The sequence below is a fragment of the Bacillus sp. 05T22 genome (assembly GCF_056396765.1).
On sequence record NZ_JBFTMC010000123.1, the window covers coordinates 1 to 11,871 of the forward strand.

The 11,871-nt window shown below is 33.1% G+C and carries 12 protein-coding genes and 2 pseudogenes; 11 read left to right on the forward strand and 3 right to left on the reverse strand.

Features of this window, described 5'->3' with window-relative positions; all coding sequences use genetic code 11:
- Positions 1-286: pseudogene (locus AC1DIT_RS24075) on the reverse strand (hypothetical protein); the annotation flags it as partial.
- Positions 287-502: 216 nt separating this feature from the next.
- On the opposite strand from AC1DIT_RS24075, the gene AC1DIT_RS24080 reads away from it, so the two are divergent.
- From AC1DIT_RS24080 to AC1DIT_RS24110, 7 genes are all read left to right on the forward strand, one after another.
- Positions 503-985, forward strand: coding sequence for a hypothetical protein (locus AC1DIT_RS24080; protein WP_016113586.1), 483 nt, complete (start codon positions 503-505; stop codon positions 983-985).
- A 165-nt stretch (positions 986-1,150) separates the two neighbouring features.
- Positions 1,151-1,354, forward strand: coding sequence for a DUF1657 domain-containing protein (locus AC1DIT_RS24085; RefSeq protein ID WP_016113587.1), 204 nt, complete (start codon positions 1,151-1,153; stop codon positions 1,352-1,354).
- Between the two features lie 2,007 nt (positions 1,355-3,361).
- Entirely contained in the window at positions 3,362-4,060 is a 699-nt protein-coding gene (sdaAB, locus tag AC1DIT_RS24090; RefSeq protein ID WP_016131640.1) for an L-serine ammonia-lyase, iron-sulfur-dependent subunit beta, read from the forward strand.
- Between the two features lie 22 nt (positions 4,061-4,082).
- Positions 4,083-4,973, forward strand: a complete 891-nt coding sequence (gene sdaAA / locus AC1DIT_RS24095; protein ID WP_016132960.1) for an L-serine ammonia-lyase, iron-sulfur-dependent, subunit alpha — start codon at positions 4,083-4,085, stop codon at positions 4,971-4,973.
- A gap of 275 nt (positions 4,974-5,248) precedes the next feature.
- Positions 5,249-6,568, forward strand: a complete 1,320-nt coding sequence (locus AC1DIT_RS24100) for an amino acid permease (RefSeq protein ID WP_476998458.1) — start codon at positions 5,249-5,251, stop codon at positions 6,566-6,568.
- A gap of 404 nt (positions 6,569-6,972) precedes the next feature.
- Positions 6,973-7,545 carry a histidine phosphatase family protein gene (locus tag AC1DIT_RS24105; RefSeq protein WP_016113591.1) on the forward strand — a complete coding sequence of 191 codons (573 nt, stop codon included), beginning with the start codon at positions 6,973-6,975 and terminating at the stop codon, positions 7,543-7,545.
- Positions 7,546-7,733: 188 nt separating this feature from the next.
- On the forward strand, positions 7,734-8,117 hold the full coding sequence (locus tag AC1DIT_RS24110; protein ID WP_016113592.1) for a hypothetical protein: 384 nt from the start codon (positions 7,734-7,736) through the stop codon (positions 8,115-8,117).
- Between the two features lie 164 nt (positions 8,118-8,281).
- Here the strand turns inward: AC1DIT_RS24110 and AC1DIT_RS24115 are convergent, their stop codons facing one another.
- Both AC1DIT_RS24115 and AC1DIT_RS24120 read right to left on the reverse strand, forming a co-directional pair.
- On the reverse strand, positions 8,282-8,542 hold the full coding sequence (locus tag AC1DIT_RS24115) for a permease prefix domain 1-containing protein (protein ID WP_016113593.1): 261 nt from the start codon (positions 8,540-8,542) through the stop codon (positions 8,282-8,284).
- Entirely contained in the window at positions 8,529-8,879 is a 351-nt protein-coding gene (locus AC1DIT_RS24120) for a PadR family transcriptional regulator (protein ID WP_016113594.1), read from the reverse strand. Before AC1DIT_RS24120 ends, AC1DIT_RS24115 begins: the two co-directional genes overlap by 14 nt.
- A gap of 188 nt (positions 8,880-9,067) precedes the next feature.
- Between AC1DIT_RS24120 and AC1DIT_RS24125 the strand changes: the two genes are divergently transcribed.
- From AC1DIT_RS24125 to AC1DIT_RS24140, 4 genes and pseudogenes are all read left to right on the forward strand, one after another.
- On the forward strand, positions 9,068-9,280 hold the full coding sequence (locus tag AC1DIT_RS24125; protein WP_016113595.1) for a hypothetical protein: 213 nt from the start codon (positions 9,068-9,070) through the stop codon (positions 9,278-9,280).
- A 751-nt stretch (positions 9,281-10,031) separates the two neighbouring features.
- Positions 10,032-10,235, forward strand: coding sequence for a hypothetical protein (locus AC1DIT_RS24130; RefSeq protein ID WP_016113597.1), 204 nt, complete (start codon positions 10,032-10,034; stop codon positions 10,233-10,235).
- 413 nt (positions 10,236-10,648) lie between these two features.
- Positions 10,649-11,116, forward strand: a pseudogene (locus tag AC1DIT_RS24135) (sensor histidine kinase); the annotation flags it as partial.
- A 76-nt stretch (positions 11,117-11,192) separates the two neighbouring features.
- Entirely contained in the window at positions 11,193-11,690 is a 498-nt protein-coding gene (locus AC1DIT_RS24140; protein ID WP_016113599.1) for a DM13 domain-containing protein, read from the forward strand.
- The last annotated feature ends 181 nt before the right edge of the window (positions 11,691-11,871 follow it).

Below are 11,871 nucleotides of genomic sequence, written 5' to 3' on the forward strand. Positions count from 1 at the left end.
CACCACTAATACCAAATTCTCCTTTGTTAAAAGTAGGAGCTTTGTAAGAACGGTTTTCATTGTTAGCTGTATAATCATATTTAGCACTTTGTTCTGATAAAAGAATAACAAAAGGCTCTTTTAGAAACGTATCATAGGTATCTCCAAATGTTGTAAGAATCGTTTCTCTTGTATCAACGTCTGCTTTCGCTTTATGTTTTGTAATTGGATTGAAACTGAATAAGATTCCCATTGCTATTCCTACAGGGGAAATTTTTTTAATACTTCTCTTTATCTTTTCTTTCATGACWTTGTTCCTTACTTTCTAAATATACTGTTACCAACATGTTTAAATTAATATCGGTAAGTTTATCTTAATTTAAACCTCTTTCAAATTTCTTTCGTAATTGTTACAAAAGTCTTTCTTTGACTTTCCCTGTTTTCGTAAGAATTGTTGCTATCTTGACCATACTGATAAAAGGTTGACTTTCAACTAGTACATTGGAGTTAAAGGAGGGGTAACATGAAAGATGAATTAAGTATAAATATCTATTTAGATGAAACTGATACTCCGTTTTCAAGATATTATAGCTCAGATGATGTTCACCTAAGCTCTGACCTTGAAGATTTTCTTTTGTCAAAGCTACGCAGTGGCAAAAGAAAAGAAGTTGAAATATTTTTTTTAGGTCAGAATAATTTTGACGAAAAGTTACTGAAGACTGCCACATTTAACACTTTTTCTAACATCTTGAACGAAGAGGAATATACATATGCTAGAAATGTCAATAAGGCTATTGTTTTGTTTGTGGTTGGTATTATTGTTGGGTTGATATACTTGAAGCTTTCAAGCAATCATGCCTATATTGCAGGAGTTTTAAGCATCATGTGTTGGGTTTTTGTTTGGTCAGGTACAGAGATTTATTTTTTTGAAAATCAGCAAATCAAACGAAATATTAGAAAATGCAAGAACATCCTGAATTCTAACATACACAAAATAGAATTCTAGTAAATATTCACATTCGCGAAGCTGATTTTCGGATTCTATCTTGTACGTTTATATCTTAGTCAATGTATTCATTCTATAAAGATAACCAAAATTTAGAAATCATATTTTGGGTAGAAAATAGCTATTCTAAATAGTGAATTCATGATTATAAGGAGGAATTTAATTATGACAGTAATTACTAAGCTTAAACAAACTATTTCTGGATTAAAAAGTGCTCAAGCATGTTTAGAAGGATTTGTTCTTGATACTGACAATCAGCAGGCAAAACAAYTGTATCAAAATGCAGCTCAGCAAGCGCAGACAGTTATTGATTCTTTAGAACCACGTGTTCAGGAAGTTCAACAAGAGGAGGCTCAGTATAATCAATAAAACGCAGTAATCTTCAGACTTTTGGCAGAGTTCGTATCATGGTTAGATTTATATATCTAGAAAGTATTTATACTTTTTTAGGCTAACTGAAAAGAGATGATTTAATTTTCTCCTTTTTCTTTAGGTAATAAATCAACAAATAACAAATTTCTCGTATCTTATATAACAGTAAGCAAACCCAATTTCTTTTTGTTAACTATTATTAACATCCAAAATACCGACTTTTTCCACATTTAAATGGGCCAGATATCTTATCATATAGAATATTTTTTACTTATAGATCTTGCTTTTCCCAAAGCACTTTTATAAAGTGCTTTGTTCTGTTTGTAGAATAGGAATTTTCTCTTTACATATTTTTCCAAAGAGGCCTCTCATTCCCTGAATCGTTTCCGTACCCCTTAATGAGTATGAGTTTTACAAAAGTATGAAAATAGAAAATTGATAAAAACCCGTTATATCATACACTTTCCGTAGATATAACGGGTTTTTATTATTGGAAAATGAGCTTTCAATTATGGTGACTCAACTAAATAATAACTTTATAATATCGCTTCAAAAACGATTATTTTTGGGACATTTATATCTCAAGTGCTTTTTCTCTAATTTAAATCAAAAAATATCACCAAAACCCATCATAAAAACTATGTCCTTAAAACGTACTTTTATAATTCACTTTCTTCACAGAAAAAAAGATAAGACCGAAGACTCGATCTTATCTTTAGCATAAGGAGAGAACAAAAGGGTAATAACGATCATAATTGTATTATATTATAATTTCTGTAAATTTTGAATATTAAAACCGTAAGTGAGTATGATATCTATATTGAGAAAATTATTCCTAAATTAGTTATTAATAAAATAAGTATGAAAGTAAACTAATGAATATTAGTTTACTTTCATAAGTTCTCTTTGTTTATTAAAAAACACAATTGGTTATACAACATAAGTTGCATGGCCAATTGTGTTTTTATAGAAATTACAATATTTCTTATTTCAAACCAAAATTCCGTGATAATTCTTCTGCAAATGGTAGTAGTTCATCTTGAATCGAGAGATTCATAAGAAAACGTCATCCTTTCTAATTTAGCTTGTTTAGAAAGGATAACGTTTTTTGGTGTTTGAGGGTATTAAAATCTCTTGAGTTGATGGGCATGTATGGTGCCCCCATATAGGACTAACTTTCTACACTTAATTGCTACTTTGCCCCTGGTTGCAAGAACTCTGGTACTGGGCTTTATAGCATAAGATACGATTCTGTTAGGGATATATGCATTTTATTCTCTTTTTTGCACCAGAGCCTAAATAACTGTTCTTTTTCCATACTAATCACACACTTTTTGTAAAGTAATAATATCAGTATGTCCAAGATTTATAAAAAAGAAGTTCCTTTTTTCTGAAAAATGTATATAAACGCAACGTAAATAATAAATATCCAAAAAGGATTTTATATTTCCTTAATTTATTCCTTTCCATCTACATTAATCATTTATTACAACAGCTTTCACGTCTAAAATAAGATGTTTCAACAAAGGAAAATATAAGTATCTTTATAATGGTTTTCCAATATAATCAATGTGTTAATCAAAGGAACGCTGTGTTATTTTTGCTTTTCTACTAACTAATACAGCTTCAAACAATGGACACAATTGCTACATGCCAAGTGTAATTTATTATCCATTCAAGATTCTGTTTATTCAATCTTTCTAAAAATAAAAAAATATTAAACTCATAAATATACAAGTTATAATGAGGGCGTCGAGAAATAATCTATTACCCCCGGAGAAAATATCAAACCTGGTTCTGATGCAAAAATTCTAAAGACCTTGCAAGTAATCTTCTAAAATTGGACATACTGATACGATTACTCTAAGAAAGGTGTGTGATCAGAAGGGGAATTTATTCAATATGAAAATGGAAGCGTTATCAGCCAGATCTTATTTTGAATTGGTTATTCTAATAACTTAGATTCAACTGCAATTAAAAATAATAAATTATGGGGGTGCTTATATGAACATGAATGTAGTATCTATTAAAGAAAAAAAGGTTGTTAAATACAAAAGTTGTTTTGATGTGATTGGGCCGGTAATGATCGGTCCTTCAAGTTCACATACTGCAGGTGCTTTGGCTATTGGAACAGTWGCCAATAAATTATTTCAAGGTCTTCCAAAAAAAGTCGTGGTAAGGTATTATGAATCATTTGCTGAAACCCATAAAGGACACGGAACTGATTTTGCAATTATTGCTGGGATATTAGGATTTGCTGCCGATGACAGCAAAGTGCCAGATGCTATTAAAATAGCAGAATCTAAAGGAATTGACATTACCTTTATTGAAAAGGCAGGTGATAGTCCTGCTGGTCATCCAAATACGGCAGATGTATATTTAGAGGATGAAAGTCGAAGTATTAGAACGATGGGTATTTCGGTCGGCGGCGGATTAATTGAAATCAAACATGTTGAAATTGACGGATTTAGCTTAGATCTGCAGGGGCCATTGCCAGTTATTATTGCGATTTCCGAAAGAGCTGACTTTGAATTTGTCTTACGCAGGATCTTTAAACAATATGATCTGGAAATTAACACCTTTCATAGTTTGAAGGAAAATGGAAAATATTTATATGCATTCGCTTTGGATTCGCTATTGCCTGGTGATGTTCAGAAGGAATTGGGAAGTTTAAGCAGTATAGCTAATATCATTATTCTTTAGTTACATTAAGGGGTGAAAAAATATGTATATGACCATAAAAGAAATTGTAGATGCAGCTAATAAAAGGAAAAAGCCAATTTATGAATTAGCAATCGAACAGGAAATCGAACAAACTAAAACTTCTTATGAAGAAGTTTGGAGTAAAATGGAAAAAAACTTAGCGACTATGGAAAATTCCGTAAATAAAAGTATCGAGGGCAACGGAGTATTTTCTCCGACCGGTTTAACCGGAGGTGATGCTGTTAAAATAAAAAAATATCGAGAAAATGGAAAAACTCTTTCTGGAGATTTGATGGTGTTAGGGATTCAAAGTGCTATCGGTGTTAATGAAGTAAATGCTTCATTAGGAGCTATTTGTGCAACTCCAACAGCAGGTGCGAGTGGGACGATCCCGGGAGTCCTATTTAGTATTAAAGATACGTTGCAGTTAAGTCATGAAGATATGATCCATTTTCTATTCACTTCAGCGTTATTTGGAACGATAGTCGCAAATAACGCTTGTATTTCCGGAGCGTACGGAGGATGTCAAGCTGAAGTAGGCAGTGCCTCAGCAATGGCGGCTGCAGCAGCGGTAGAAGCTGCAGGAGGAACGCCACAGCAATCTTCTGAAGCTTTCTCAACCGCATTACAAAATTTACTCGGTTTAGTTTGTGATCCGGTCGCTGGTTTGGTAGAAATTCCTTGTGTAAAGAGAAACGCCATTGGAACGGCAAATGCTTTAGCAGCAGCGGACATCGCATTAGCCGGCGTAAACAATATCATCAATGCTGACGAAGTTATTGAAGCGATGTATAGAGTTGGAAGACAGATGCCTCGCGAATTAAGAGAGACAGGTTTAGGCGGAATTGCAGCCACACCTACAGGGATTGCCATTAAAAGTAAAATTTTTGGAGAGAAACAATTAAATAAATAAACAGTTATTGGAAATATTGTGAAATAGTTAACAATTCTATTCTCTATTGTTCTCCTAAGGGTGTCTGTATATTAAAAGTCATTATCACTAAAATATACTACTATACAATTAAAGTATACTAATATATAATTGAAATGCTTTGTAAACGCTAACAAATTCATCAGGTTGGACACACGATGTGGCGCATCTTGTAAGCAATTCATTTTTCAAGAATGGTCTATATTCCTAAGCCTTAAAAAGAGACGTAAGAATAGGATACAAGGAGGAATTATTATATGAATGGGAATACTGCAAAAAAAATAGAATTTCAAGCTGAAAATACTGCAGTAAAAAATGAGAAATATCTAGACCCTAAAAAGTGGCATAAACAGGATACTACCTGGGCATTGAGCCTTTTTGGAACAGCAATTGGAGCAGGAGTACTCTTTTTACCTATTAATGCAGGTTCAGGTGGTTTATTATCATTACTGTTAATTACCATACTTGCATATCCTGTTATGTATTACTCACATAGGGCGCTTGCTAAAATGATATACGCTTCCAAATCTGCTGATGAGGGGATTACAGGTACAATAAGAGAGTATTTCGGAAATAAGGCAAGTATAATTTTTAACATAGTATATTTCGTCTCAATTTATACGATCGTGCTGATGTATTCGGTTGCACTTACAAATACTGCAAGTAGTTTTATCGTGAATCAATTGCACATGCAGGAGCCTCCAAGGGCCATTTTATCGCTTGTATTAGTACTCGGTCTTATAGCTATACTAAATTTTGGACAAGATATCACCGTAAAGATAATGAGTATGCTAGTATATCCTTTCATAGCTTCTCTACTTTTTATCGCAATATCTTTGATTCCACAGTGGAATACGTCAATGCTTAGTTTTTCAAGTGCTTCTACTGCTTCAACAGGAACAGGATATTTCGGAACGATATTGATGATACTACCAATCATAGTATTCTCGTTCAATCATTCGCCTATGATTTCATCATTTGTTATGAAACAGAGAGCTACCTATGGAATAGAAGCTACTGATGCCAAATGTGCTCAAATACAAAAAGYTTGTTATATCATGACATTCGCTGTTGTWATGTTCTTTGTTTGGAGCAGTACYTTRAGTTTGACTCCAGATGATCTTATAATGGCAAAAAAAGAGAACTTGTCAATCCTATCATATCTTGCTAATGAGCTTAATTCGCCTATAATCACTATTGCAGCTCCTATCATTGCTTTTATGGCTATAACAAAATCCTTCCTTGGCCATTATATAGGAGCATATGAGGTAATGCGCGACATGATTATCAAGTCCGGTAAAAAACGCGGAAAAGATATGGGAGAAAAAACAGTTAAGACAATGATCCTTACTTTTGTCGTATTAACATGCTGGTATGTTGCTTATGCAAATCCAAGTATTCTTGGAATCATTGATGCCCTTAGCGGTCCATTAGTTGCTGCTATCTTATGTCTATTACCAATGTATGCGATCCATAAAGTACCAGTACTAGCTAAATACAAAGGGAAAGCGAGCAATGTATTTGTCATTGTTATAGGTATACTTACTGTCCTAGCAAGTATTAATTCATTATTTTAATTCACTATTGTTGGTTCTGGTGCAAAAATAGTGGGATATGAAAAAAGAACGAAAGATTCCTAGCGGAATTGAATTTTATGTTGTTAAACCAAAGATATCATGGTTTTGGACAAACTTCTCACCTTGGAGAGTTTGTCCTTTTTTATACCTGAGGATAGTGAAAACTTCGCGTCTTTCTTACAAATATCGTGACTCTATTTCAAATTCACAGTTTTCTGTTCTTTTTAAGGGGACCGAATTGGATATATATGTTAATATAGAGAAGGGATTGTAAAGAAACGTATTTAAGATATCGTATGCAGAAGGATTTATAGTGAGTACTAGTTATGGTCATTGGGAAAGTTCTTTTTAATTAATATAAGCTATATATGGAATAAAGAAACCTAAAAAAATTGGAGGTAATTATGAAAACTTTCATATATATGGTGAGACACGGAGATTCACCAAAAGCTGGAAAAGAAAGAACAAGAGGATTAACTGAAAAAGGAAAATTAGAAGTTCAACGAATAACAGATGCATTACAAGGTGAGGGAATTGACGTTGTTATCTCAAGTCCATACAATCGTTCAATTCTAACTGTTCAGCAGTTAGCGAAGCAAATAGGACAAGAAGTTTTAGTATTTGAAGACTTAAAAGAGAGAATTTTTATTGCTGAAGAGGAACGAATGTCGGATAAAGAATTATTCCCTTTGATAAAAAAGTCATTCTTAGACCCCGACTTTGCTTTAACGGGAGGAGAGTCTAATGTCGACTGTCAGAAACGTGCTATAAAAGTCTTAAAAGAATTATTAAACACCTATCGAGGACAGAAAGTAGTATTAGGCACTCATGGAGCTGTTATGACTTTGGTGATGGGATATTATGACAGTAAGTATGATTTGAATTTTTTACTACAGACATCAAAACCAGATATATACAGAATGGAATTCAATGGACAGGAATTGGTGGAGGTTAAAAGATTGTGGGAAATTTCATAGATTGACTTTATTCATCCATAGCTTCTCCCAATGACGTGTATTATAAATAATAGGGTTACTGCGGTAACTCTTTTTCTTATAGCACTGACGGGGGATTGAGTTCAATAATCTAAAAAATTCGGTTCCTTAGCGTACAAAATTCACGTTTTGTTCTTGCTATCCCAAGATGAAATGGGAGGGAATTTTTTTTGGGCAGGATACCTTTAAAGTTATTTTTTAAATCAATCCTATTTTTTTTCTTATGCGGTATTGTTGTTTATTCTATATTTCAGATTATTTTTGTCTGGAGTGTTTCGACAGGATTAGGGAGGGATGATATAGTCGGATTTTCTGATAATAAGTATGTAATTGGTCGTCCACCTGTTAGCTATAATTTATATAAAAAAGATAGTGGGGAAACTATATTAGATAATGTTATTGGTTATAAAAAGGGAAAAACTAAAAGCTATGTTCGGAATGAAAGTGAATTTGTAGTGATAAATGAGATAAAGGGTAGCTATGAACTGTATAAAATAGAAAAGGCTTCAGAAAAGGATATAGAACGGCTGAAAGAAATGAAGAAATTAGAATAAAAGAGACTATCTGAAAGGTAAAAATGCATACTTGTTATTGTTAGATCTAAAAAATGGTTTAGACTGATAACTGAGTTTTATTTCATGCAAAGAGTCATTATTAAAATAAAGTATTAGGGGTTCAGTCCCATGCGGCTGAACCCCAATTGGAGAAAATAAGTGGATTACACACAAAAATAATACATGTAATCAATAAAATAATCGTTACGATTATTAGTATTCCATTTCCTCCATATAACTTTTTCTCCGCCAAATCGGTTAATAGCAATTTCAATCGCTTCTTGCTCAGTCTTTCCTTTTGCTTTTAATTCGTGAACAGCTTCTATCAAATGGCTTTTCATCTCTGCTTTTAAATCTTGTATCTCTTTTTTATTACCGCCAACATTTTGATAAACAGAATCTATAAATACATCAATTTCCTTCAAGTTTTTTTCCTCCTTCTAAAAACGAATCAATTATTTTCTTTACAAATTGCCACTCTAAACGCTTTTCTTCGAACCCATCTTTACCTATTGAAGTGATTTTATAATATTTTCTTCTTCCACCAGGGCCTTGTTCATCTCCCCAATAAGATTCAATCCATTTATTCTTTTCAAGTCGCTTTAAAGATAGATATAATGTTCCTTCCTTTAACTCGAATTGTTCATTACTTTTTTCGCGTACCAATTTTGCTAATTCGAAACCATACATATCTCTGTTATGCAATAAAGAAAGGATTATTGTATCAATATGACCTTTCAAAACTTCTTTATTAATTTCCAAAACTTTCATCCTCAGCATTTACTGAAACATACATTACTTAGTGACACAATATATTATATCGAYAGACTTTTGTAACATTTTCGCAAGACTTTTGAAAGGTATTTAAACTAAGATGAACTTCCGAACATTAATTTGAGATTAATAAGTAGGAAAAATTCAATATGTATATAATCAATGGAGGCAAACAAATGGCTTTAAAATTAGGACTTATCGTTTTTGGAGTAGTATTAATCTTATGGGGTATATATAGAATGAAAACGGATGATGCTTTTGTGGGGAAAACCCAAACAAGAAAAAATCTTTTTAATTTATTGATTCTTGGACAAGCTTCTGGAATCGGACAATTATTGAGCGGAATTCTGTGTATCATTTTAGGAATTGTATCCTTGGTAATTAAATAGTTTGCCAATAAGAGGAGCTAAGATATATAGTCAAGCTCCTCTTTCTAGTTAAAGTGTGTACAATTTTCCCGAAATGATATAGTGCCCCCTAATACGTTGTTCTAGCAAGCTTTTCTAAAAATAAAGGAGTAAGCTGTTTATGTAAATCTTCAGCAAATAATTGTAGTTCAATTTGAATTGAAAGATTCATAAAAAACGTCATCCTTATGATTCAAGCTATTCTTATTAACAATGCAAAGGGAACCTGATACATTCGTATATGTAATATTGCATATACGAGTGTATTAATAAAAATGTAAGCGTTTACTATAATAGAGGTATAAAGATAAATCACATCTTAGCACCAACAAAAGAGGAGGAAATAATATGACAATCGCAATGGCGGTTTTAAAATTTGTAGGTGGAGCCCTTCCATTCGTTCAAGAACTTTTAAAAGCATTCATGTAAGTTCATTCTGCAGCAATTATTTATACAAATGATCTGCAAATCAATTCATCTTTGATATGTAGATCATTTGTGTGAGCAAAGCCCCTTTAGATCTTACTAAAGGGGCTTTTTTAGGTTTCTACATAATTGGAATCTCGCCAACCAAATGCTATTTGTTGTTGCTATCCTATGCCCATCAAGTTAAGAGTTTTAAGTTTCTACATAGCAAAAGTGATTTTATTTCGCAATAAAAGTATAAGCAATGTACAGTATCAGATCATTTTTTGTAATCTTGTAGAAATATTAGAAGAAGGGGAGAATTAGTATGAAATCAATATCAAAAAAAGTCATGACAGGATTAGCTGCAGGAGCAATGGGGCTATCTATCTGGGCTCCTTCAAGTGAAGCAGCAGCTCCAGAGAAAAATGAATATCATACTATTCATTTGGCAGCTAATACAAACTTAGTTTGGGATGTAGTGTGGGGATCTACTGATAATTATAGAAATATTCTTTTATATAATAGGTGATTTCTATGAAAAATAGAATAAAAGAGTTGCGTTTAAAACATGGAATAACCCAACAAGAAAAAAACTTTTTAATTTGTTGATTCTTGGACAAGCTTCTGGAATTGGACAATTATTAAGCGGAATTCTGTGTATCATTTTGGGAATCGTATCCTTTCCTATGCTAAAACCTTTGAGAAAAAAGCCATTTTTTTAGACTTATTGATTTTGGGAGCGTTATAAAGTGAAACTTTAATCAGTGGAGGTTTTCTTCATCCCCCACTGATTATTAGTTGAACGAATCGGGCTTTTACGGACAGTTCATCTCCCACCTAACTTCTTTGCTTTCGCTGAATTTTGAGGTGGGAGTGTTACTGTCCTAAAATAGCGGGATAAAATTCTTAAGTTGATGGAGATGTATGGTGACCCCTATTAGAGTACTAGAGTCACATTCTGTCTTATTAGCGGACAAACAGATCCATTTGCAATTGCATGTTCCTGATACATTACCTCGGCTTTTAATCATGCCGTGTAAAATAGCTCGGGTTATCAGTAATTTGTTAGATAATGCGATTCGGTATTCTCCTGTCTCCGGAACAATTGAGTTGATTGTAGAGGAAAATAAGCAGAAGCAACAAGTCCAATTTATTTTGCGTGATGAAGGAGAAGGAATTACTCCCGATGACCAATTACGCGTATTTGAACGCTTTTTTAGAACAGATCAATCCAGAAGTTCACAATCTGAAGGTTCCGGTCTCGGACTAGCCATTACAAAATCATGAATTGAAATACACAAAGGAGGAATTGGTGTGAGAGATCGCTCAGATGGAAAACAGGGAAGTGAATTTTGGTTTACTCTTCCCATCACATCAGAAAAAAATAAGACTGCTGAAAGACTTTTGTAATATTTATATTATAGAAACGAAAGACTTTCTTGTTATCATACCATTAAACAATATACTACAGGAGGGCTTTTACTTTATGAAAAGAAAATATGTATTGCTTATAGGGGGTTCCATAATTGTTGGGGGAATTTTATGGTCATTGTTCCGCCCCGAGAAATTATTTATTGATAAGCAAGTGAATGAAGCATTGCCACAAACAGAAATACAATCAAACAAAACAAAACAACAAGAAGAACGAGTAATAAGTACAGGTCAGTTTCAAAACGGTGTTCATGAAACAACTGGAACGGCAACGATCCATCAATTAGGGGAGGGAAAACGTGTTTTACGACTTTCAAATTTTTCAACTTCTAATGGGCCAGATGTTCGAGTTGTATTAGTTCCTACGAATCGTTTGAAAAATAATGAAGATGTTAAAAACCATCAGTATATTGAATTAGGAAAGTTAAAGGGAAACAAAGGAGACCAAAACTATGAAATTCCTGAAGGGATAGATGTAAGCACATACGGTTCGGTTTCTATATGGTGTAAGAGATTTAATGAAAACTTTGGTGCGGCTTATTTTGAAAAGTAAGAAAGAACATACAAATGAGGCTTGTGTACATGCCCCACATCCATCAACTTAAGGATTTAGACTATTCTTGAAGTTAAAAGCACGTTACTATTCTCTTATGTTAATGAGAAAGGGTGACGTGCTTTTTATGAATATGCATCAAAAACAAGAGTTGTCTTTATTTGCCGAAGAGTTATATCGC